This is a genomic window from Nostoc sp. LEGE 12454 (assembly GCF_056620565.1).
In genome coordinates this window covers 197,442-220,279 of sequence record NZ_JBWQXL010000011.1, presented here as the reverse complement: position 1 = coordinate 220,279, position 22,838 = coordinate 197,442, and the positions used below count along the sequence as shown (strand labels likewise).

Genomic DNA, 22,838 nt, shown 5'->3' with positions numbered 1-22,838 from the left:
CACGCCTGAACCTGGCGGGTAGGACTTTCACCTACATCTGATTGAGAGTTCAACTCTTGCGAGTTGGTAAGGTTATTTACGGACTGGGTACCGTGATTCACTTACAACGAATCGCACGGGGATTCACAATAGACAATTTAGGGGTGCTGGAATCCATCTTTGCATCTCCCTATAACTCTAGACGCGATAAATCGCTGCCTCTACAATAATCAGTCTTTCGTCTTGACAGCGATTTATCCCGCTTTTGAGTTGATTAGATTTGAAAGAAGGTCGCATACGGGGTTAGAATAACTGAAAAGATGAGGAGAATCAAAGTTTGTGGCGAATATATCCCACATCCCCAAATTACCCATACCACCGTCTCTTTTGGGGTCAGAAGTTGGTTCTTTTACTGAGTATACAGTTACTCAACGAATGCCTGCGATCGCTCGCAAAGTTATCGCTGAAAATAATTTCTCGTCTGAAATTAATACCAGCTTAGAAAACCTGGCAAAAGAATTGCCAGCAGGATATGTGCAACCTCTTTTAAATAAGACTGCTGTAGATTTTTCAGCCTGGAATACATATTTAGAATTATACAAAGGTCAGCGTTGGCTAGATGTTCCTTGGTTTTTTGCCGAAACTTATTTTTTTCGGTTGATTCTAGAAATTACCAATTATTTTCGCCCTGGTGTATCGCAAGGTATCGATCCATTTGAGTTACAAAAGTCTCAAAGTTTAGAAGCATCTTTGGATTCGATTATTCTACTGTGCGATCGCGCTAACAATTGGTTAAATAATTCTCAACTGAAGGAAGAATCAAATCAAACAGCTTTAATAGCGCTGTTATATTTTGCTTTGTGGGAAAATCGAGTTGACTTGAGTTTATGGTCAGCATCCGAGAGCGATCGCAGTCGTTTTGATATTCAAACCCAACTAGCTCATATTTTAGTAAATGATGCCTGCCAAGTCACGGAATTGTTAACCAACTCTCAAGGGGGACGGATTGATTTTGTTGTAGATAATGCTGGTTTTGAACTTGTTTGTGATTTATTTTTAGTAGACTTTTTATTAAGTAGCGGACTGATCGATCGGGTTTACCTACACTTAAAGCCACATCCAACTTTTGTATCTGATGCCATGATTAAGGATGTACATGACACAATAAGTTTTTTAGCCGCTACTAGAAATCAACAACTTACATCCTTTACCCAAAGACTGCAAGACAATATTACATCAGGGCGTTTAGTACTATCTGAAGATTACTTTTGGACATCGCCTTTAGCCTTTTGGGAAATACCCAACTACCTCAAAAATGAGTTAGCCAATGCAAGTTTGGTTATAGTCAAAGGAGATGCCAATTATCGCCGATTATTAGGCGATCGCCATTGGAATTTTACCACCAACATTGCAGATATAGTCTGCTACCTACCCGTTCCAATGGTAGCTCTACGCACCCTAAAGTCAGAAGTAGCAGTTGGTTTAAAACCAGAAGTTATTGAGAAAGTAGCAAAATCTGACTCTTCTTGGTTGACAAATGGACAGTGGGGTGTAATTCAATTGGTGATTTAGGCAATTTTGAAAAATCGAGATAATTTGTAAAAGAAGTATACGTATCTTCACTACTTATAGGGTCGTCTACTCTACCCGTATCACCACAACCAGCTTAGGATAGACTAGAAAAACTTTCTAAGGAAAATGGTAGAAAAAATCACAGCTGTGTTTAATGGCCAAGTGTTCTATCCGGCTGAACCGATCGCACTGCCAATTAATACCCGCGTGCGAATGAGTATTGAAATTTTACCGCCAAGCGAACAGGAAACGGTATCATTTTTGCAAACGGCGCGATCGCTCAACCTCGAAGGGCCGCCTGACTGGTCTGCCAATATAGATAAACATTTGTACAGTAAATAAACTTTTCATGCATTCTGAAGTCTTTCTTGATACATCATTTGCCATTGCCTTATCTGCACCGAGCGATCGCTTGCATGACCGAGCCTTACATTTGGCTAAAATGTTACAAGCAGCAGAAACTCGTTTGGTAACAACACAGGCGGTGATGTTGGAAATTGGCAATGCCTTATCCCAACAACCTTATCGTCAGGCGGCAATCATATTATTAAATTCTCTAGTAGCAGACTCCAAAGTAGAAATTGTTCCCCTTTCCCAAGAACTCTACGAACGTGCTTTTCAGCTATATCGCGAACGAACAGAGAAAGAATGGGGATTTGTCGATTGCGTATCTTTTATTGTTATGCAATATAGCGGCATCACTGAAGCACTGACCGCTGATGAGCATTTTCAACAAGCAGGCTTTCGAGCATTACTGCGAGAAAATTTACCGTAAGGATTGGGGATTGGGCATTAGCTCGTGGTACATGGGGCGTTGGTTATTCACCAATGACAAATGACTAATGACAAATGACAATTAAATATTTCGTTACAATCGGCGTGTGCGTTAAGCATTCAAGAGTTATCAGCCATGAAATTGATTTCCGATCCACCGATTCCTGTGAAAATTCAAAAGATGAAGGAACGGGTGCGGTGGATGCATCCAAGTTTTGTGCAACGGGGAATTGACCAAACCAGTCTAGTTATTGACGATCGCAGGCAGGATAATCCAGAATTTTCCTTTATGGTTATTGGTGATTCCGGCACTAAATCTCATTCTAGACACCACCCCCAACGAAAAGTTGCCGAACTGATGCTTCCTCACCGCGATGATTGCAGCTTTGTGTTGCACACTGGCGATGTCATCTATGTGGTGGGTTCCCAAGAATATTATTCAACAAACTTTATTGAGCCTTACCGGGAATTTATTGTCGGTGGTGACAACCCGAAAGGCATTCCTTACGATCGCATGGTGTTTAATCTGCCGTTCTTGCCAGTCCTTGGTAATCATGATTACTACGATGTACCTTTGATGTACCGTTTATTTACTGGCACAACATCGTCACTGCGTCGCCTGTTCCGCTACAAAGACATCGAGATTGGCTGGCATGGATCGTATCAAGGTAATGCCTATGCACGAGCATTTATGGACTACACTCAGGCGATATCTCCACAAGAGTTAGAACGTCATTTAGATCGGCACTACACCGCTAAGACCGACACAGGGCGCTGTTTGCGTTATGAACCTGGACAGTTTACCCGTTTACCTAATCGCTATTACACCTTTCGTTACGGCGGAATTGACTTTTTCGCACTGGATTCTAATACCTTTAATACACCATCACCTTTACCTGCAACGAAAGAAGGGGAAATTTACCGTCGGGAATTACAAAAGCGTCGCCAGGAAATAGATCGAGAAGAATTGGAGATTTTGAAAATATATGATGGACTCAACCCAGATAAACCCACCGAAGCGGAACAACTTGATGACCTCAGTGCTAAATTAGACCAAATAAACGAAATCAAAATCGACATTGAAAAACAACTAGGATCTCATCAAATGCCTGCGATCGATTTTGAACAACTTGAATGGTTGCGAAGCAGACTAATCGAATCTTGGAACACCTCCGAAGTGCGCGGACGTGTAATCTTTTTCCACCATCCTCCCTACGTCACAGAAGCTACTAAATGGAATCAGGCACAAACCTTGGCGGTTCGCCACCGTTTGCGCTGGGTATTTGAACAAGTGGCAGAAACTCTTGGTACTCTAATTAAAGAACGTCCCATAGTCGATTTGATTTTAAACGGTCACGCTCACTGTTTGGAGCATCTTTGCACAACTGACACCGGATTTGCAGACTCGCATATTAACTGTATTATTTCTGGTGGCAGCGGTCATCGTCCCCGCTATCAACGGCGAGAAGGGACTGAATTGATGGAAACTTTTGCTGAGATTGCAGGTAAACCCACTCGGAAAGTTGCAGATTCAACGCTATTTGTGGGGCGTCATAACTATAATTTCCAAAACCGACTGCCTTATTCATGTGTGCGGATTGATGTTTTGGATGGTAGCCCGCCCAAATTTATCATCAGACCATTGATTACTGAACGGTTTGAACAAGAGTGGCATAACACGGAACTTGAACCTTTTGCGATCTAAACGGGATGCGGCAAGTAATTAAACTACATCATTCCTCATCTCATTTAAAAATAAAATCTCAGTACTGCTGGGTTGCTTTGAGTGGTTCTGTTGGTGTTTTACCAAATGCACCTTTGCATTGAGACAAAAGCTAGGTATATCCTAATCTTAAATAGAGTTACGATCATCTCAAATTATGGCAGGACATAGTAAATGGGCAAATATTAAGCGCCAAAAAGCGGTAGTAGATGCAAAAAGGGGAAAAACCTTCACTCAGTTATCGCGGGCGATTATCGTTGCGGCTAGAAGCGGCGTGCCAGATCCAGCGCTGAATTTTCAACTTCGCACAGCAGTTGACAAGGCAAAGGCTGCGAGTATTCCCAATGATAATATTGAACGAGCGATCGCTAAAGGTGCAGGCACTTTTGGCGGCGATAATGCTACTTTTGAAGCGATTCGCTACGAAGGTTATGGCCCTGATGGTGTAGCGATTTTAATCGAAGCCCTCACAGATAATCGCAATCGCACTGCTGCTGACTTGCGTGTAGCTTTTAGTAAAAATGGTGGCAATCTTGGCGAAGTAGGTTGCGTTAGCTGGATGTTTGACCAAAAAGGCGTTTGTGTTGTGCAGGGTGTAGTTGACGAAGAACAGCTTTTAGAAGCATCACTCGAAGGCGCTGCCCAGTCTTATGAGATGACTGAAGATGAGATGGCTGAGGTATTTACTGATATTGGGAATTTAGAAACCCTTAGCCAGACACTCAAAAATCAAGGCTTTAAGGTAACTGATGCCGAATTGCGCTGGATTCCTAGTAATAGTGTAGAAGTTACCGATCCCGATCAGGCACGATCGCTTTTCAAGTTAATTGATACTCTAGAAAGCTTGGATGACGTGCAAAATGTCACAGCTAACTTTGAAATATCAGAAGAATTGATGTCTATCACCATTTCCTAATCAAAATTAACCCAAGTATCATAGCCAAATTACAGTTATTTGGATGATGTCCAGATTGTTACATTTAAGATTGAAATACCAGCAAGTATTTTTTAGCAAAGTATTCCATGTAAGTCCATACGATTCGATTAAGCTTTTTTGATGAAAATTCTAGATTGTAGAGACAGCGATTTATCGCGTCTCTCGCCTTAACCGAGTAAATCCTATATTTGACGAATGTAAAAATAGACATGAAAGGTTCATCTCAATTACAAACTTATGACATACGTCTATTGGATAGTTAAATTGTTGATTACCTAATGAGGATTTTTCAAGTGAATAAGTTTGCTAAAGCTTTACTTTTGGCTCTAATTTTTGCTGCACCTGTAACCGCTTTTGCATCTCAAGCTCAAGCTAAAACTATCCGTCATACTAGCGTAAAATCTGCTAAAGTTCATCACATTAAACATCACAGACATCATACTAAAAAACTAGCTCATAAACACTTATAAATAGTTACTATTAGTCGTAAAAGTTTTTAGTAGCTCTGTAATTAAGTTTAGTGTTGGTTTCTCTGAACAAAAACTGTATTATTTAACCCCGCTGGAATCCCTACCAATCAGCGGGTTTTTTTAATTAACTTGCTCAAGGGTGCGATCGTATAAAAATCAAAGTTAAAGTGATCGCAAAATATAATTAGTAGCAATCGTTTTGCATAAAAAAGGCTCAAGCATTTTTGCCTGAGCCTTTTCTAAATTTAATTAAGCTTAGTAGCGGTTGTTGCTGCGATTGTAGCCGCCGCCACCACCACCACGGTTTCCACCAAAGGAACCACCACTTCTGTCTTCTTTAGGCTTGGCTTTATTTACCTTGAGGTCGCGACCAAGCCATTCAGCACCATCAAGAGCTTCAATAGCTTTTGCTTCTTCATCTTCTGAACTCATTTCCACGAAAGCAAAGCCGCGTAAACGACCTGTTTCACGGTCAGTGGGTAGTTGAACACGCTTTACAGCACCATATTCTGCAAATACAGCACTCAGCGCATCTTGTGTAACATCATAGGAGAGGTTACCTACGTAAATTGACATCAAATGTCTCCAAAATCATAAGTTTGTAGAGATTTAGATTTCGGAGAGAAGTCTGTAATACCAAAAGGAAAAAGCCTGTCAATACTAAAATCAAACACTGTCGCCGAATTAATTCTCATTTCACTTCCCATGATGACATAACAACCAATTTTCTGGGTAAAAGTTTGAAAAACTGTTATAAAAAGTTATATAGGTGGTTAATAGCTAGATGCTGGCTGGTCTAAAAACGGGTGAGGCTCTAGTGAACCGCACCCAGGAGATCGACTAATCCACTCTCTTTTCTAAATATTGACCAATCATCAACTGCTCGCCAGCACGGGAGATGATGGTTTGTCTGGTGCGGTATTTGCTACCAATTAGCTTTAACTCTTCTTCAAACACAGAACCGTTGTACTCAGTTCGCAAACACATTGTTTTAGGGTTAGAGAAATAATACTGAGCGGTAACTGGTTTGGATATGGCAAAACCGCGATCGCGATACAAAATGTTTCCTAAAGCTCCAAATATTGTTGAACCTTGCGACTCTTTCCTGTCCTTTAGCACATCCATACTTTCCCATGTAACTGCTGCACCACAGATCAAACTACCTGTATCAGGCAAATCGTGCATCTGAGCTAGGTTTTGCAATTCATCACAGCCTTGGTTGAGAAAATGGATCGTAACTATACTCTCCATCTCCTTAGTTTCTCCCTTGGGTAGGGTGTAGTAGCGCCGTTGCGATCGCCACTTACCCTCTGATTCCTGGAAAAATTCGGAAATCTGGGCTTCGTCAGCAGTTTGGGCAATTTTTAGCAATGATGTCACTTGTAACTTTCCTGACTAATATTGATGGCTGTAATATATATCGCCCTTTTCTTGGCTGTATATGCGATGTCTACGACGGGCTACGCCTACGCTCGACCGAAATATTACAGCGTCAAAAAAGCAACTTATGTTTACTATTCTTAATATATTTGATCGACCGTAAAAATTACTAGGCATTTGGCTATATTAAATCTGGTTAGATCAGCCTAAGTATAGTTACTTAGTACTGCCCAGATTAGAAGTAGGGGTGTAAAAGTCCCGTATCTTCAGTAAATACAAGTTTTCTACTAAGGGCAGATTGCAAGAAATTTAAAAATATTTATACTGAATTAAGAATTGCATCGGCAGCCAAAAAGCGGCCGACTCAATTTAATGAGTTAAAGTGGTGAGAATTTTTGAAAATAAAAAGTAATTTTTGATACAAAGTTCTGCAAGAAGATAGCCAATTGACTCTCGCCGCTTTTCACTATTCATAATGTCTCAAAATTACTTGGTAATGCACGGCTGTTTAACCCAAAAAGCTCCCCAAATACAAGAAAAATAAATGATTTTGGACAGAAATAAGCCGCACAAGCAGGCGAAAATCTCACCTTTGGCAGCCGCTAACCAGGTAATTAATACCCAGTTAAATTCAGTTGTGAAGACTGATGTGGCTGTTGCAGATACAAAGAGTAGCGTTGACACAAAGGTGTCTTCCCCTTTTGCATCCATATTATTGATTCCCTGTTTGCTGGGCATAGGACTGCTGACAGCGAATTGTGGAGCGCTACCCAAGGAAGAACCAGCTGATGCACAATCTCAGAGTCCTGGTAGGGGACAACGTGGTGGTGCAACGGCTGTAGATGCGGCGATCGCTCGAACTGATACGCTGCAAACACAGCCAGAATACACAGGTAATACAACACCCTTCCGAATTGTGTCACTGCGATCGCAAGTAGAAGCTCGGTTGTTGGCTTTGAACTTAGATGTGGGCGATGCAGTAAAGCTTGGGCAAAACGTCGGGCGCTTAGATGATGCCATCCTTTCGACCGAATTAAAGCAAGCAGAAGCAGAACTAGCAGCTCTCAAATCAGAAGTAGCTAGGGCAAATAATCAGGTAAGCAATGCTCGTGCAGACGTAGAACGGGCACGGCTAGAAGTGGTACAAGCCCAGGCAGACTCAGAACGGCAGCAGAGGTTGTTCAAAGCTGGAGCGATCGCTGAACAAACTGCCCAGCAATCCCGTACCCAGGCAAGAACAGCCGCCCAAGCACTCCGGGCAGCTCAGGAACAAGTTCGGACAGAACAGCAAGCCGTCGCAGCCGCCCAAGGTAGAGTACTTGCTCAACAAGCATTGGTTGCTCAAACCAAAGAGCGTAGGTCTTATGCTCGGCTGGTATCTCCGATCGCTGGCGTAGTTACAGAAAAGGTGACAGAACCAGGCAACCTGCTGCAAGCAGGTAGCGAAGTTTTGAAAATTGGCGACTTTAACCGTGTCAAAGTCGTCGTCCAAGTTTCCGAATTAGAACTGGCACAAATTCAAGTTGGGCAGTCTGTACAAGTCCGTTTAGATGCCTTCCCCAAAGAAACATTAATTGGCAGAGTTACGCGCATTTCCCCCGCTGCCGACGCCACAGCTCGCTTGATACCTGTAGAAGTAGTGATTCCCAACACTCAAGGTAAGATTGGCAGCGGACTACTGGCGCGAGTCAATTTTGAAAACCAGAGACAACAACGGGTAGTAGTGCCGCAAACAGCTATTCAAAAACAAGCCGGGGCAGCAAAGGTAGCACAGAAAGAGCAAGAAAAGTCATCGGGGACGCTATTTGTGGTGAAAGACACAGATGGTAAGACGAAAGTAGCGACGCGTGCTGTCACCTTAGGACAAAAGGCTGATGGCAAAGTGGAAATTTTATCCGGCTTGCAAGCGGGAGAGCGCTATGTTGTTCGTAGTGGTAAGCCGTTAAAAGAAGGTGACACTGTAAGTCTTTCAATTCTTTCAGAAAAGTAATAGTAAGGTGAGCAATAATCACCATACCAATGAAAAAAGTACTCAGTAGTCAGCACTTAGCACTTATCACTTAGTATCATGCAACAGGCAAATAATAATGGCAATGGCGGATTTAGCCTTAGTGCGATCGCTATCCGCCAACACATTGGCACACTCATGCTCACTGTGGCAGTAATTGTCATTGGGGTATTTTTTCTCACAACTATCCAAGTCGATCTCCTACCGGCTATTACCTATCCGCGAATTGGCGTCCGGCTAGAAGCCCCTGGTATTTCACCAGAAGTAGCAGTAGATGAAATCACCAGACCTTTAGAAGAAGCTTTACGGGCAACCGAGAATGTAGTGCAAGTTTTTTCCCGCACCCGTGAAGGACAAGTCAGCCTCGATTTGTACTTCCAACCAGGGGGCGATATTGACCAAGCCCTAAACGATGCTACTGCTGCTTTTAACCGAGGTCGGGGACAACTACCAGATACGATAGAGGAGCCGCGCTTATTCAAAGTCGATCCTTCTCAATTGCCGGTTTATGAATTGGCGCTGACATCTGCCTCGTTACAAGGGAAAGATTTACGCGTATTTGCTGATGAAGAGTTAACGCGTGAACTCAGTGTAGTACCAGGAGTCGCTTCTGTTGACGTATCCGGGGGTGCTGAGGAAGAAGTACGAGTACTTATTGACTTGAACCGATTGCAAGCTTTGGGTGTCGGGTTAAATGATGTCTTAGATGAATTAACAGCACGTAACCAAGATACTTCTGGGGGTCGGATTCTGGGGCAAAATTCCGAGCCATTGACTCGGACTGTCGGACGTTTCCAAAATGCCAAAGAAATTGAAAACCTTTCCTTGGAAGTTTCTTCTCCTGCTCGTGCTAATACCACTAATAGTAGTAATACCACTAGCACTACCACTACTACTCCTGCACCTTCCCGCCGCGTCTACTTGCGAGACTTTGCAGAGGTAATTGACGATACAGAAGAACAACGAGTATTTGTTTACCTCAACCGTCAGCCTGCGGTAAAATTTTCAATCCAAAAGCAGCCTGAAGCCAACACAATTAGCGTTGTAGATGCTGTTAAGCGGCGAATTGAACAATTACGGCAATCGGGTTTAATTCCAGCAGACATGACCTTGAGTCCCACCACAGATGAATCTGTCTTCATCCGTAATTCTTTAAATGATGTCATCTTTTCGGGGATTTCTGGGGCATTGTTAGCAGCGGCAGCAGTGTTGTTATTTTTGGGATCGTTCAGGCAAACATTTATTATCAGTTTGACGATTCCGCTGTGTACTCTGGCAGCGATCGCTCTAATGAAAATATTTGGCTTGACTTTGAATGTATTCAGTTTAGCCGGTCTGACATTAGGAGTCGGCCAAGCAATTGATACATCGGTTGTGATCTTGGAGAACATTTCCGAAAAAACAGGGATGACTCCCAATCAGAGAGAGATGGAGGCAGGGGAGCAGATAAGCCGAGGAGCAGAGGGGAAGGGGAGAAATTCAAGATTCTTTATTGATAGTGCGATCGCAGCTTCCCAAGAAGTAGAATCTGCTTTAGTTGCTGCTACAGGAGCCAACTTAGTTTCTGTAGTGCCATTCCTCTTAATTGGTGGCTTTATTGCACTGCTATTTAATGAACTGATTCTGACAATTAGCTTCGCAGTTGCAGCATCCCTTGTCGTCGCCATCACAGTAGTACCGATGCTGTCTTCTCGACTCTTGGGAATTCGCTGGTCTAGTCGGATTAGTGAATTTTGGCTACTTAGACAGTTTAATCACCGATTTGAAGATGCGACGCGGGGATACGGTAACTTCTTAACCAAGGTTTTACGCTATCGACTCCTCGTCGTTATTGCTGCTTTGGTAATTTTAGGCGGCAGTAGCTTCTTTATGTTTGGTCAAATTCCCCAAGAAATTTTACCCCGGATAAGTACTGGTCAAGCTACCTTAAGAGCGCAGTTTCCTCCCGGTACACCTTTAGCAACTTCTGAAAAAGTTATGCAAATTGTCGATGACATTTTGCTAAAACAACCAGAAACCGAGTCTGCTTTCACAACTGTGGGTGGTTCTTTGTTTGGTAGCAATACTACAGAGAATCCTTTACGTGCCAGTAGCACCATCAATCTAAAACCAGGCACAGATGTCGAAGCCTTCGTCAAAAAAGTAACTCAGGAATTTAACAAACTCAACTTAGCAGGAATTCTGCTACGCCTCAATCCTGGTCAGGTGCGGGGTTTAATCTTAAGTAATTCTCCAGTGCAAGGGTCAGAAGTTGACGTGATTCTGCAAGGTGAGAATGAAGAAAACTTAACCCAAGCAGGCGCCCAAGTGCTGCAAGCATTGCAGGAAAGGGCAAAATTAGCGACATTCCGACCAGATGCTGACCCCCGACAACCGGAAATCCAAATTCGCCCCGACTGGGAGAGGGTTTCGGCTTTAGGGTTGAGCGCTCAACAAATTGGTGCAACAGTTCAAACAGCAATTGAAGGTTCAGTTCCCACGCAAATTCAACGCGGTAATCGTTTAGTAGATGTGCGGGTGCAGCTAAATAAGGAAGCGATTGCGCGTCCTTCCCAGCTAGAACAATTACCGCTATTTACAGAAAACAATCAACTAATCCGCCTTTCAGACGTTGCGAACATTCAAGAAGGTCAAGCGCCTGGTGAGGTGCAACGGATTAATCAGCGTCAAGCTTTTATTGTGGCAGGTAATCTGAGCGAGGGAGCTAGTCTGGGTGAAGCGATCGCAGAAGTCAACGAAGTACTTAAAGATGTAGACTTACCTGATGGCGTTTCAATTGTGCCTAGTTCTGCCCAAGAAACTAATCAGCAACTTCAGGATGCTTTAAAAACTTTGGGGGCGTTGGCAACGTTCTTAATCTTTGTAGTCATGGCGGTACAATACAATTCCCTGATTGACCCATTGGTAATTATGTTCACCGTACCACTGGCGTTAGCTGGAGGAATTTTTGGACTTTACATTACCCAAACTGCAATTGGCGCAACTGTAATTGTTGGTGTCGTCTTGCTGGTGGGAATTGTGGTAAACGCAGGGATTCTCATGGTAGAACTAGCGAACCAAATTCGGGATGAAATTGGTTGTACTCGCCAAATTGCCATTATGAAAGCTGCTCCTCAACGCTTGCGGCCAATTATCATGACCACAGTCACCACTATCTTAGGACTGTTCCCTTTAGCATTGGGTATTGGCGAAGGTTCTGAGTTTTTGCAGCCTTTAGGGATTGTAGTTTTCTTTGGGATGGCGATCGCAACGATGCTGACATTATTTATCATCCCCTGTTTTTATATTCTGCTGCACGATTTGCTAGGTGGAAATTGGGCGAAACCAGTGTTAATCCGGTTGCGTGGAGTTACGAAAAAATTTATTAGCTAATGAGCATTTAAGTTGCACATAGCGCAATACCGATTTTACTGGCGATCGCGATCGCTGTTTGTTTCTGGAATGGTTATAAATAGACAACCGTTTGCCATAGTCTCTAAACCTTATAACCATTTCAGATATCCACTTAGATATCATCCCTGTTCTAACCAAGCCAGCTCTTCTTCAATGCTAAAAACAAAGTTTTCCAAAGTTTATGACGCTTAGGGTCAACAAAACGATAATCTTGGCTGAGTAAGTGAATAAAAACTAATACCTCACTGCAAAGCATTCTTTCTTGTTTGTGATTTTTGTGCTTGAAAGCTTATGCTGATCCGCCCCGCCACAATCACTGACGTACCCGCAGTTTTACCAATGGTTGCCAAAATTTGTGCTTTGCATGAGTCTTGGGATTCTGGTAAGTATGGTTTTCTACCGCATCCAGAACAGCGTTATGAGAAATGGTTGACGCGTTTGGCAAATAGCGATGGCTTCGCCGACGCTTCCAGCGTACGCAGTATATTTCTAGTATCCGAAAATGAAGGGCAAATTGTAGCTTTTCTGGTAGCAACAGTTGAGCGAGAAATACCAATTTATCGGTTACAGGAATTTGCTTTTATTCATGATATCTGGGTAGAGGCGGAATATCGCCAAAAAGGAATTGCCCGGCAGATGGTAATGCTAAGTATTGAACGCTTTCGTCAGATGGGTATCAAGCAAATTCGTCTAGATACAGCAATTGCTAACGAGGCTTCACGGCGGTTATTTGCATCTTGTAGTTTTCGATTCAGCATTATTGAAATGCTGATTGAATTGAGTCATTAGTCATAAGCTAATGACTAATGACTAATGACAAAGGACTAACTAGCTAACAGAGTTTTTTCTAGAGAAGTCCAACGGAAAGAGCGATCGCCACCCCTCTCAATGATTACTCTCACTCGTGGTTCTAGTTGAGGCAAATTCGTTAAATACTCAAGTTCCTCATTAGAAAGAATATGCCCTTCAATAATCCACAAGACCAGCCCCTTTGACTTTGGTGGTAGCTGTTCTAGATGAGAATTAAGAATTGGCGGCAAATAGTACACATGACCCACTGCGGCACCGCTACCAGTGCTTTTTTTCCCAAGATGAGGAGGTCTGACTCCATGAATTCTTGTGAGATACGCAGCTACATCACCCAGTCCTTTAGCAGTAATGTGAAGGGTAGTATAGCCAGCTGCCCGTAGTCGGCGCTGATATCGACCTTCATAACCCCCTTCCAGAGGTACATACACTCCAAGAGCGCCAAACTTTTCCAGATCGCGGATTAAACCGTTGCCAGTGGTAATTAGTGCCATAGATTTTCGTCTTATCCCACTTAGATATCTCTATTATTTACCCTGAACCGATAGATTAAAAGCATTTTTTTTGGGTATTGGGCATTGGGTACAAGAGGCAGAGGTGCGGAGGGGCAGAGGGGCAGAGGGGAAAGAACTTACTGCAAGTTCTCCCCTGCTCCCCTGCTTCCCCTGCCTCCCCTGCCTCCCCTGCCTCTCCCGCTCCCCTGCTCCCTTGCTTCTTCCCCACTCCCTAAAAATAGCTCTATAAATTACTGGACAAACATAAATAAATAATTTATATTATTAGATTGTGACCAAACACGCAAATTAGGTTGACTTTTTACTGTCATTCTGGGGTAGTGTTAGCATCAAAAACTGATGACTTAATCCAAATTGGATAATCTAACTCAGAGCGATCGTAGACTGGTAAACTAAGAAAGCTTTCAGGTCAACATTAGAGCTTATGGAAGAATAACTAAAGTTAATCCTAAGCTCCAAGGTACGTTTACTCCTGTGCCTCAAAAAAAAGCAGGCAAAAGCTTAAACAATAGTTTAAGGTGTTTAAGGAAGTAAAACTGAGCAGCAATGTTGGTTTCATGGCATTACGTGAGTCTCAGTTAACGGATACTGGGCGGTAACAACCGCTTAAGTCCAACTGCAACACGGCAGTAGCCAATCTCCGGGAAGCCGCCCTTCGGGCGTGTACAAATCGGAAAACCCGCCGACAGCGCTGCCTCCAGAAAGTGCCAGAGCAATTGCTTGGACAAAAGCATTGCTGCACACAGCTTAAAGCTGTAGCGCCTTGCATTGATTCCAGAAGTTACTCCTTCCCAACGGGAAGAGACTTGTGGCTGTTCTGGTGATCTAATGAGTGAAGCTAAACAGATTCACCAAGCAGTAAGGACACGGTTTGTTGTGTCCGAAAGCATTTGGAGCGGTTTATTGAAGCCATTCCAAATTTCGCAGGCTAACCCAGCCTAAACTGATGCGTACAAAGCGTGTCCTCTAAAGTCCAATTCCAAGGTCAGCAAGTAGAAAGGAGAACCAGTTACTGTGTCTGTAGGTATTCTCGGCACCAAGCTGGGCATGACTCAAATATTTGACGAAGCAGGAGTATCTATTCCTGTAACTGTCATTCAAGCAGGGCCATGCACTGTTACACAAGTTAAAACGAAAGAAACCGACGGTTACTTTGCCATTCAAGTTGGTTATGGCGAAGTCAAACCCAAGGCACTAAACAGACCATTATTGGGTCATTTGGCTAAATCATCTGCCCCAGCATTGCGTCACTTAAATGAATATCACACTGATAGCTCTAGTGATTATGCTTTAGGTCAAGAGATTAAAGCAGATATTTTTAGCGCGGGTCAAATTGTCGATGTCGTCGGTACAAGCATCGGTCGCGGCTTTGCGGGAAACCAGAAGCGCAACAACTTTGGTCGCGGGCCAATGTCACACGGTTCCAAAAACCACAGAGCGCCGGGTTCTATTGGTGCTGGTACAACACCAGGTCGTGTCTATCCAGGTAAGCGGATGGCAGGTCGTTTGGGTGGAAAACGTATTACAATCCGCAAACTGACCATAGTGCGAGTCGATCCAGAACGCAACTTATTGCTAATTAAAGGAGCTATTCCTGGTAAACCAGGCGCTCTAGTAAGTGTTGTACCTGCAAAAACAGTGGGATAGTCAAAAGTCATTAGTCAGTAGTCAGTAGTCATTGGCTAAGGACAAAAGACAAATGACAAATGACAAATGACAAAGGACAGATAACAAAGATGGTTGAAAGCGTAGTTAAAAATTGGCAAGGAGAACAGGTCGGTGAGACGACCTTCGAGTTGCGCGTTGCCAAAGAAGGAACAGCGTCTCATATTGTGCACCGCGCCTTAGTACGGCAATTGACCAATGCTCGTCAAGGAAATGCCAGCACAAAAACTCGTGCTGAAGTCAGAGGTGGCGGTCGTAAACCTTGGCGGCAAAAAGGTACTGGTCGCGCTCGTGCAGGGTCTATTCGTTCACCATTGTGGCGTGGTGGTGGTGTGATCTTTGGGCCAAAGCCTAGAGACTTCGACCTGAAATTGAACCGCAAAGAGCGACGTTTAGCACTGCGGACAGCATTTGTCGGTCGTATTGACGACTTGATCGTAGTAGAAGAATTTAGCACCGAGCTATCTCGCCCGAAGACTAAAGAATTAGTGGCAGCGCTTGCCCGTTGGGGAATAGTACCAGAAAGCAAGGCACTGTTAATTTTGTCTGAAATTGCGGATACAGATAATGTTTATTTATCAGCCCGCAACATTGAAAATTTAAAACTAATTGCAGCTGACCAGCTAAATGTTTTTGATTTACTGCACGCTGACAAAATTGTAGTTACGGCATCAGCCCTAGAAAAAATTCAGGAGGTCTACAGTGCCTAGCTTTGACCCCCGCGACCTTGCTGACTTAGTACGTCGCCCAATCGTCACCGAAAAAGCGACCATCTTGATGGAGCAAAACAAGTACACCTTTGAAGTAATTCCAAAGGCATCAAAGCCAGAAATCAAGGCTGCGATCGAAGACTTGTTTCAGGTCAAGGTTGTAAAAGTCAACACCATCCTACCACCGCGTAAAAAGCGGCGCGTTGGTAAATTTATTGGTTATAAACCCCAATATAAGCGAGCAATTGTCACCGTCGCACCTGGGGATGAAGACAAGATTAGACAAGTTCTATTCCCAGAAGTCTAAAAAAGTTGTGAGTTAGGAGTTAAGAGTTAATGAACTCAAAACTCAAAACTCAGCAACGCCAGTTACTACAACGGAGGGAACCTCCGCAACGCACTGGCTCCTCAGCACTTAGCACTCAGCACTTAAAAATATGGGTACCCGTTCTTATCGCCCTTATACCCCCAGCACTCGCCAAGTTACAATCTCTGACTTTGCGGAAATTACCAGAACCGAGCCAGAAAAATCCTTAACAACCTCGAAGCATCGCGCTAAAGGTCGGAATAATCACGGGCGGATAACTAGTCGTCGCCGGGGTGGCGGACATAAACAGCTTTATCGGATCATCGATTTTAAAAGGGATAAACATAATATTCCTGCCAAAGTCGCAGCAATTGAATACGATCCTAACCGCAATGCCAGAATTGCCCTTTTGTATTACCAAGACGGCGAGAAACGGTACATCCTTCACCCCAACGGGTTGAAAGTTGGAACAATAATTGTTTCTGGTCCTGAAGCTCCCTTTGAAGATGGTAATGCTTTACCACTCTCGAAGATTCCTTTAGGTACTAGTGTTCACAACGTAGAATTCACTCCTGGTAAAGGTGGTCAAATTGTACGTGCTGCTGGTGCTAGTGCCCAAGTCGTGGCAAAAGAAGGTAATTACGTAACTCTCAAGTTACCTTCAGGAGAAGTCCGCTTGATTCGACGCGAGTGCTACGCCACCATTGGGCAAGTAGGCAACACCGATGCGAGAAACCTGAGTGCAGGTAAAGCCGGACGAAATCGCTGGAAAGGTCGCCGTCCTAAGGTTAGAGGTAGCGTCATGAACCCAGTGGATCACCCACATGGTGGTGGTGAAGGTAGAGCGCCTATCGGTAGATCGGGGCCTGTTACACCTTGGGGTAAACCCACATTGGGTGCGAAGACACGCAATCGCAAGAAACTTAGCAGCAAGTTGATTGTGCGTCGTCGTCGTAAGTCTTCTAAACGCGGTCGCGGTGGTCGTGAATCTTAAAGAGTTAGAAGTTATGAGTTATGAGTTATGAGTTGAATCTAACTTATTAACTCCTCACTCCTAACTCCTCACTCCTAATTCCTAAATCCTAAATCCAAAATTGAACTATGGGTCGTTCTCTAAAAAAAGGTCCTTTCGTTGCGGATCATCTCCTAAAGAAAATTGAAAAGCTCAACGACAACAACAGAAAAGAAGTTATTAAAACTTGGTCAAGAGCTTCGACAATTTTGCCTCTAATGGTAGGGCATACCATAGCTGTTCACAACGGACGCCAACACGTTCCCGTTTTTGTAAATGAACAGATGGTAGGACATAAGTTGGGTGAATTTGCCCCGACACGCACCTACAGAGGTCATGGAAAAAGCGACAAAAAAGCAGGTAGGTAGTTATTAGTCATTGGTCATTTGTCATTTGTCATTGGTCATTAGTTATTCGCTTTCGACAAAAGACAAAGGATAAAGGACGAAGGACGAAGGACAAAATTGGAGAAAATTATGGCTACTAATACTACTGAAGTAAAAGCGATCGCTCGTTTTATCCGCATCTCGGCTTACAAGGTGCGTCGGGTACTCGATCAAATCCGCGGACGATCTTACCGAGAAGCGTTAATCATCCTGGAATTCATGCCTTATCGCGCCACTGAACCCATATTGAAGGTTCTCAGAAGCGCTGCTGCCAATGCCGAACACAACGCTGGGTTAGATCGGACTCAACTAGTGATTACTCAGGCTTATGCCGATCAAGGACCACCGTTGAAGCGCTTCCAACCAAGAGCGCAAGGTCGAGCTTACCAAATTCGCAAGCCGACGTGTCATATTACCGTAGCTGTTGCAGCTGCTCCAGAAAAATAAGCACGTTTACCCAATAAATTGCGTAAAGTAAGAAATTTTAGAGGAAGCATTTGTGGGACAAAAGATTCATCCAGTTGGTTTTCGCCTGGGTATTACACATGAACATCAATCCCGTTGGTTTGCTGTTCCCGATCGCTATCCAGAACTTCTACAAGAAGATTACAAACTCCGTCAATACATAGAACAAAAGCTGGGTAGACAGGCTCAAAATAACGCCGGAATTTCCGAAGTGCGGATTGAGCGCAAAGCTGACCAAATCGACTTAGAAGTACGCACAGCTAGACCTGGGGTAGTAGTGGGTCGCGGTGGACAAGGTATTGAATCCTTACGTACCGGACTCCAAGGATTATTGGGTAGTAATCGCCAAATTCGCATTAACGTAGTTGAAGTTCAACGAGTTGATGCTGATGCCTACTTAATTGCCGAATACATTGCTCAACAATTGGAACGCCGGGTTTCCTTTCGGCGGGTAGTGCGCCAATCGATTCAACGCGCCCAACGCGCTGGTGTCCAAGGTATTAAAATCCAAGTTAGCGGTCGCCTCAACGGTGCGGAAATTGCCCGGACAGAATGGACTCGTGAAGGTAGAGTACCTTTACATACCTTACGGGCTGACATTGACTACTCTTATTGCACGGCAAAAACTGTTTACGGCATTTTGGGTATCAAAGTATGGGTGTTTAAGGGAGAAATTATTCCTGGACAGGAACCAGATCCACTACCACCAGCAAGCCGCGATCGCGAACGTGACCCCCGCGATCGCGATCGAGAACCCCGTCGCCGTCAACAACAACGTCGTCGCCAGCAATTTGAAGACCGCTCAAATGAAGGATAAATCGTCATTAGTCATTAGTCATTAAGTCATTAGTAAATGGCAGATGACAAATGACAAAGGACAAATGACAAATGACAAGTAAGAAACCATGTTAAGCCCTAGAAGAACTAAATTCCGCAAACAACAGCGGGGACGGATGGAAGGACTAGCCAGCCGTGGTAGTACCCTCAACTTCGGTGATTTTGCACTCCAAGCGCAAGAACCTGCTTGGATTACCTCGCGTCAAATCGAGGCTTCCCGTCGGGCAATGACTCGTTATATTCGTCGGGGTGGACAAATCTGGATTCGGATTTTCCCTGATAAACCAGTAACCATGCGTCCTGCTGAAACCCGGATGGGTTCCGGTAAAGGTAATCCAGAGTTTTGGGTAGCTGTAGTCAAGCCGGGACGGATTTTGTTTGAAATCGGTGGAGTTTCTGAAGAAATCGCTCGTGAAGCGATGCGTTTGGCTTCATTTAAATTGCCCATCAAAACTAAGTTTATTGTGCGCTCTCAACCACAGGAGCAGGAGTAGCTTATGCCTCTTCCCAAAATTTCAGAAGCTAGAGAATTAAGCGACGAGAAGCTCTCTGATGAAATTGTCGCGATCAAAAGACAACTATTTCAGTTGCGCTTGCAAAAAGCCACCAGACAACTAGAAAAGCCCCATCAGTTCCGACAATTGCGCCACCGCCTAGCCCAATTGCTGACGCTAGAAACAGAACGCAAACGGGCAGTAAGTCAATCGGCTAAAGAAGAAAAGTAGGAGATTATGGCAGTTAAAGAACGAGTTGGCTTGGTAGTGAGCGATAAAATGCAAAAAACTGTGGTAGTCGCCATAGAAAACCGCGCTCCTCACCCCAAGTACGGCAAGATTGTGGTTAACACCCAACGATATAAAGTTCACGACGAAGAAAATCAGTGTAAAGTAGGCGATCGCGTTCGCATTCAGGAAACTAGACCCCTGAGTAAAACCAAGCGCTGGAAAATCACAGAAGTCCTGAACGTCAAGCCTACTTAAACCTCATCGTTGTTAGTTTCTAACAACATTACAAGGGAGAATAATTGTGATTCAACCCCAGACTTACCTGAATGTCGCAGATAATAGCGGCGCCCGCAAACTGATGTGCATCCGCATCTTAGGCGGAGGCAACCGTCGTTATGGTTTTATCGGCGATAAAATTATCGCAGTTGTCAAAGATGCTACACCCAACATGGCTGTTAAAAAGTCTGATGTTGTGGAAGCAGTAATTGTCAGGACTCGGAAAGCTGTAAATCGTGACAGCGGCATGAGTATTCGCTTTGATGATAACGCCGCTGTAATCATCAACAAAGACGGTAATCCCAGAGGCACACGGGTTTTTGGCCCAGTTGCACGGGAACTGCGCGATAAAAACTTTACTAAAATTGTTTCTCTGGCTCCGGAGGTGCTTTAATGGCAACCAAACAGGGTACGCCCAAAGTATTCCACAAAATGCACGTCAAAACTGGCGACACTGTACAAGTGATTGCTGGTAAAGACAAAGGAAAAGTTGGCGAAATTACTCAGGCACTTCCCCAACTGAGTAAAGTTATCGTCAAAGGTGTCAACATTAAAACTAAGCACGTCAAACCACAGCAAGAAGGGGAATCAGGGCGAATTATTACCCAAGAATTCCCGATTCATAGCTCCAACGTAATGCTTTATTCCACCAAGCAAAACGTTGCCAGTCGTGTTGGTTACACCTTTACCTCAGAAGGTAAAAAGGTCAGAAAACTCAAGAAAACTGGCGAAATTCTAGATAAATAGTCATTAGTCATTGGTCATTAGTCATTTAGTTATTAGTAAAAAGACAAATAACAAAAGACAAAGGACAAATAACAAAGGACAATAAAAGTTCCCTGACCAAGCCCAGGGATATCAGGACAAAAAACTATGCCGACAACAAGACTCAAAACCTTATATCAAGAGACAATCGTCCCCAAACTGATTAATCAGTTTCAATATACCAACGTTCATCAAGTACCGAAGTTGGTAAAGGTTACGATTAACCGAGGTTTGGGTGAAGCAGCTCAAAATGCGAAGTCTCTAGAGGCATCCATCAACGAAATTGCCCTGGTAACAGGTCAAAAACCAGTGGTGACACGGGCGAAAAAGGCGATCGCTGGCTTTAAGATTCGTCAAGGGATGCCTGTGGGGATCATGGTGACACTCAGAGCCGAACGGATGTATGCCTTTTTCGATCGATTAGTTAGCCTGTCACTACCCAGAATTCGAGATTTTCGCGGCGTTAGCCCTAAAAGCTTTGACGGACGCGGTAACTACACTTTGGGTGTGAGAGAACAGCTAATTTTTCCAGAAGTCGAATACGACAGCATCGATCAAGTGCGTGGGATGGATATTTCCATCATCACCACAGCAAAAAACGACGAAGAGGGACGCGCCTTACTTAAAGAATTAGGAATGCCCTTTCGCGATCAGTAAGTTCATCTATAGAGGGAACGATGGCGGCTAACGACACAATTGCAGATATGCTGACGCGCATCCGCAATGCCAACCTGGCGCGGCATCAAACTACACAAGTGCCAGCTACAAAATTGACCCGAAGCATTGCCAAAGTGCTACGGGAGGAAGGCTTTATTGCTGAAATCGAAGAAGCAGAAGAAGGGGTAAAACGCAATCTGGTGATTTCCCTGAAATACAAGGGAAAAAACCGTCAGCCTCTGATCACCGCCTTAAAGCGGGTAAGTAAGCCTGGCTTGCGTGTTTATTCAAATCGAAAAGAATTACCAAGGGTACTAGGCGGCATTGGCATTGCCATTATTTCTACATCCAGTGGCATTATGACTGACCGCGAAGCGCGGCGTCAGAACTTGGGTGGCGAAGTACTTTGTTACGTTTGGTAGTCATTGGTCATTAGTCATTTGTCATTAGTGAAAGACAAAGGACAAAGGACAAATAACAAAGGACAAAAAGTCATGTCACGTATTGGTAAACGTCCAATTACTATTCCCGCCAAAGTTCAAGTGGCGATCGATGGTACGAATATTGTGGTGAAAGGCCCGAAAGGAGAACTTTCTCGCACTCTTAGAGATAATGTCTCACTCTCTCAAGAGGGGGAAATATTACACGTAAATCGTCGGGATGAAACTCGTACCTCAAAGCAACTGCACGGCTTGAGTCGCACTTTAGTTGCCAACATGGTCGAGGGAGTTTCCCAAGGTTTTCAGCGCCGTTTGGAAATTCAAGGCGTTGGTTACAGGGCACAACTTCAAGGGCGTAACCTAGTTTTGAATATGGGTTACAGCCATCAAGTGCAAATTGAACCACCAGATGGAATTCAGTTTGCCGTAGAAGGTACCACTAACGTCATTGTTAGCGGCTATGACAAAGAAATCGTCGGTAACACAGCCGCCAAAATTCGTGCCGTTCGTCCACCAGAACCTTACAAAGGTAAAGGCATTCGCTATGCCGGTGAAGTGGTCAGACGGAAAGCTGGTAAGACTGGTAAGGGTGGTAAGAAGTAGAAATGAAACTTACTCGTAGAGAATCAAAAAACCGTCGTCATCGACGCGTTCGTGGCAAAGTTATTGGCTCCCCAGAACGTCCCCGTTTAGCGGTATTCCGTTCCAATGAGCATATTTATGCCCAGTTGATTGATGATACTCAGCATCAAACCATCGTTGCAGCATCGACTGTAGAACCAGAGTTGAAATCTAGTTTAGCGTCATGTGCAAACCGCGACGCATCGGTGCAAGTTGGTAAGTTGATCGCAGTGCGATCGCTAGAAAAAGGTATCACCAAAGTAGTCTTTGATCGCGGTGGTAACTTATATCATGGTCGTGTCAAAGCACTAGCTGATGCAGCACGCGAAGCTGGTTTAGATTTCTAAAGTCATTGGTCATGAGTCATTAGTTATTGGACAAATGACAAAGGACAAATGACAAATGACAACTGAC

At 44.0% G+C, this 22,838-nt stretch carries 28 protein-coding genes; 25 read left to right on the top strand and 3 right to left on the bottom strand.

The window, feature by feature from the left end; all coding sequences use genetic code 11:
* The first annotated feature begins 318 nt into the window (after window positions 1-318).
* The 6 genes from AC1F2U_RS15190 to AC1F2U_RS15165 all read left to right on the top strand — a co-directional run bounded on the left by AC1F2U_RS15190 (window position 319) and on the right by AC1F2U_RS15165 (window position 5,455).
* Window positions 319-1,551, top strand: coding sequence for a damage-control phosphatase ARMT1 family protein (locus AC1F2U_RS15190; protein WP_480261841.1), 1,233 nt, complete (start codon window positions 319-321; stop codon window positions 1,549-1,551).
* A gap of 126 nt (window positions 1,552-1,677) precedes the next feature.
* Complete coding sequence (locus tag AC1F2U_RS15185) at window positions 1,678-1,893, top strand: hypothetical protein (RefSeq protein WP_480261840.1); 216 nt, start codon at window positions 1,678-1,680, stop codon at window positions 1,891-1,893.
* A 7-nt stretch (window positions 1,894-1,900) separates the two neighbouring features.
* Window positions 1,901-2,326 (top strand): type II toxin-antitoxin system VapC family toxin, encoded by a 426-nt coding sequence (locus AC1F2U_RS15180; protein ID WP_104906391.1) that lies wholly within the window; start codon window positions 1,901-1,903, stop codon window positions 2,324-2,326.
* Between the two features lie 135 nt (window positions 2,327-2,461).
* On the top strand, window positions 2,462-4,030 hold the full coding sequence (locus AC1F2U_RS15175; RefSeq protein ID WP_480261839.1) for a metallophosphoesterase family protein: 1,569 nt from the start codon (window positions 2,462-2,464) through the stop codon (window positions 4,028-4,030).
* 175 nt (window positions 4,031-4,205) lie between these two features.
* Entirely contained in the window at window positions 4,206-4,964 is a 759-nt protein-coding gene (locus AC1F2U_RS15170) for a YebC/PmpR family DNA-binding transcriptional regulator (RefSeq protein WP_480261838.1), read from the top strand.
* Between the two features lie 314 nt (window positions 4,965-5,278).
* On the top strand, window positions 5,279-5,455 hold the full coding sequence (locus AC1F2U_RS15165) for a hypothetical protein (RefSeq protein ID WP_335196950.1): 177 nt from the start codon (window positions 5,279-5,281) through the stop codon (window positions 5,453-5,455).
* Between the two features lie 255 nt (window positions 5,456-5,710).
* Here AC1F2U_RS15165 and AC1F2U_RS15160 read toward each other — a convergent pair whose 3' ends face one another.
* Both AC1F2U_RS15160 and AC1F2U_RS15155 read right to left on the bottom strand, forming a co-directional pair.
* Window positions 5,711-6,031: an RNA recognition motif domain-containing protein gene (locus tag AC1F2U_RS15160; protein ID WP_480261837.1), complete on the bottom strand. Its 321-nt coding sequence runs from the start codon at window positions 6,029-6,031 to the stop codon at window positions 5,711-5,713.
* A 264-nt stretch (window positions 6,032-6,295) separates the two neighbouring features.
* Window positions 6,296-6,835 (bottom strand): phycobiliprotein lyase, encoded by a 540-nt coding sequence (locus AC1F2U_RS15155; RefSeq protein WP_480261836.1) that lies wholly within the window; start codon window positions 6,833-6,835, stop codon window positions 6,296-6,298.
* Between the two features lie 544 nt (window positions 6,836-7,379).
* Between AC1F2U_RS15155 and AC1F2U_RS15150 the strand changes: the two genes are divergently transcribed.
* The 3 genes from AC1F2U_RS15150 to AC1F2U_RS15140 all read left to right on the top strand — a co-directional run bounded on the left by AC1F2U_RS15150 (window position 7,380) and on the right by AC1F2U_RS15140 (window position 13,025).
* Window positions 7,380-8,825: an efflux RND transporter periplasmic adaptor subunit gene (locus tag AC1F2U_RS15150; protein ID WP_480261835.1), complete on the top strand. Its 1,446-nt coding sequence runs from the start codon at window positions 7,380-7,382 to the stop codon at window positions 8,823-8,825.
* Window positions 8,826-8,903: 78 nt separating this feature from the next.
* Entirely contained in the window at window positions 8,904-12,215 is a 3,312-nt protein-coding gene (locus AC1F2U_RS15145) for an efflux RND transporter permease subunit (RefSeq protein WP_480261834.1), read from the top strand.
* Window positions 12,216-12,527: 312 nt separating this feature from the next.
* Window positions 12,528-13,025, top strand: coding sequence for an N-acetyltransferase family protein (locus AC1F2U_RS15140; protein ID WP_480261833.1), 498 nt, complete (start codon window positions 12,528-12,530; stop codon window positions 13,023-13,025).
* A gap of 35 nt (window positions 13,026-13,060) precedes the next feature.
* Here AC1F2U_RS15140 and ndhN read toward each other — a convergent pair whose 3' ends face one another.
* Window positions 13,061-13,537, bottom strand: coding sequence for an NAD(P)H-quinone oxidoreductase subunit N (gene ndhN / locus AC1F2U_RS15135; protein ID WP_480261832.1), 477 nt, complete (start codon window positions 13,535-13,537; stop codon window positions 13,061-13,063).
* Window positions 13,538-14,572: 1,035 nt separating this feature from the next.
* Between ndhN and rplC the strand changes: the two genes are divergently transcribed.
* From rplC to rplR, 16 genes are all read left to right on the top strand, one after another.
* Window positions 14,573-15,205, top strand: a complete 633-nt coding sequence (gene rplC / locus AC1F2U_RS15130; RefSeq protein ID WP_094349087.1) for a 50S ribosomal protein L3 — start codon at window positions 14,573-14,575, stop codon at window positions 15,203-15,205.
* An 89-nt stretch (window positions 15,206-15,294) separates the two neighbouring features.
* The gene (rplD, locus tag AC1F2U_RS15125) at window positions 15,295-15,933 is read left to right on the top strand and encodes a 50S ribosomal protein L4 (protein WP_289800116.1); all 639 of its coding nucleotides are present in this window, start codon (window positions 15,295-15,297) and stop codon (window positions 15,931-15,933) included.
* On the top strand, window positions 15,926-16,240 hold the full coding sequence (locus AC1F2U_RS15120) for a 50S ribosomal protein L23 (RefSeq protein ID WP_094349089.1): 315 nt from the start codon (window positions 15,926-15,928) through the stop codon (window positions 16,238-16,240). Before rplD ends, AC1F2U_RS15120 begins: the two co-directional genes overlap by 8 nt.
* A gap of 130 nt (window positions 16,241-16,370) precedes the next feature.
* Complete coding sequence (gene rplB, locus AC1F2U_RS15115; protein ID WP_480261831.1) at window positions 16,371-17,234, top strand: 50S ribosomal protein L2; 864 nt, start codon at window positions 16,371-16,373, stop codon at window positions 17,232-17,234.
* 107 nt (window positions 17,235-17,341) lie between these two features.
* The gene (rpsS, locus tag AC1F2U_RS15110; RefSeq protein WP_012410721.1) at window positions 17,342-17,620 is read left to right on the top strand and encodes a 30S ribosomal protein S19; all 279 of its coding nucleotides are present in this window, start codon (window positions 17,342-17,344) and stop codon (window positions 17,618-17,620) included.
* A 108-nt stretch (window positions 17,621-17,728) separates the two neighbouring features.
* Complete coding sequence (gene rplV, locus AC1F2U_RS15105) at window positions 17,729-18,085, top strand: 50S ribosomal protein L22 (protein WP_069070777.1); 357 nt, start codon at window positions 17,729-17,731, stop codon at window positions 18,083-18,085.
* Window positions 18,086-18,137: 52 nt separating this feature from the next.
* On the top strand, window positions 18,138-18,920 hold the full coding sequence (gene rpsC / locus AC1F2U_RS15100) for a 30S ribosomal protein S3 (RefSeq protein ID WP_094342453.1): 783 nt from the start codon (window positions 18,138-18,140) through the stop codon (window positions 18,918-18,920).
* 88 nt (window positions 18,921-19,008) lie between these two features.
* Window positions 19,009-19,434, top strand: a complete 426-nt coding sequence (rplP, locus tag AC1F2U_RS15095) for a 50S ribosomal protein L16 (protein WP_069070775.1) — start codon at window positions 19,009-19,011, stop codon at window positions 19,432-19,434.
* A 3-nt stretch (window positions 19,435-19,437) separates the two neighbouring features.
* A complete protein-coding gene (gene rpmC, locus AC1F2U_RS15090) occupies window positions 19,438-19,665 on the top strand; it encodes a 50S ribosomal protein L29 (protein WP_480261830.1) in 228 nt (75 codons plus the stop codon).
* 6 nt (window positions 19,666-19,671) lie between these two features.
* A complete protein-coding gene (gene rpsQ, locus AC1F2U_RS15085; RefSeq protein WP_094349093.1) occupies window positions 19,672-19,920 on the top strand; it encodes a 30S ribosomal protein S17 in 249 nt (82 codons plus the stop codon).
* Window positions 19,921-19,966: 46 nt separating this feature from the next.
* Window positions 19,967-20,335 carry a 50S ribosomal protein L14 gene (rplN, locus tag AC1F2U_RS15080; RefSeq protein WP_099101129.1) on the top strand — a complete coding sequence of 123 codons (369 nt, stop codon included), beginning with the start codon at window positions 19,967-19,969 and terminating at the stop codon, window positions 20,333-20,335.
* The gene (gene rplX / locus AC1F2U_RS15075) at window positions 20,335-20,688 is read left to right on the top strand and encodes a 50S ribosomal protein L24 (protein WP_069070771.1); all 354 of its coding nucleotides are present in this window, start codon (window positions 20,335-20,337) and stop codon (window positions 20,686-20,688) included. Before rplN ends, rplX begins: the two co-directional genes overlap by 1 nt.
* Before the next feature lie 126 nt (window positions 20,689-20,814).
* The gene (gene rplE, locus AC1F2U_RS15070) at window positions 20,815-21,363 is read left to right on the top strand and encodes a 50S ribosomal protein L5 (protein ID WP_094349095.1); all 549 of its coding nucleotides are present in this window, start codon (window positions 20,815-20,817) and stop codon (window positions 21,361-21,363) included.
* A 20-nt stretch (window positions 21,364-21,383) separates the two neighbouring features.
* Window positions 21,384-21,785 (top strand): 30S ribosomal protein S8, encoded by a 402-nt coding sequence (gene rpsH, locus AC1F2U_RS15065; RefSeq protein WP_094349096.1) that lies wholly within the window; start codon window positions 21,384-21,386, stop codon window positions 21,783-21,785.
* Window positions 21,786-21,857: 72 nt separating this feature from the next.
* A complete protein-coding gene (rplF, locus tag AC1F2U_RS15060) occupies window positions 21,858-22,406 on the top strand; it encodes a 50S ribosomal protein L6 (RefSeq protein ID WP_163927942.1) in 549 nt (182 codons plus the stop codon).
* A 2-nt stretch (window positions 22,407-22,408) separates the two neighbouring features.
* Entirely contained in the window at window positions 22,409-22,771 is a 363-nt protein-coding gene (gene rplR, locus AC1F2U_RS15055) for a 50S ribosomal protein L18 (RefSeq protein WP_094349098.1), read from the top strand.
* Window positions 22,772-22,838: the final 67 nt, after the last annotated feature.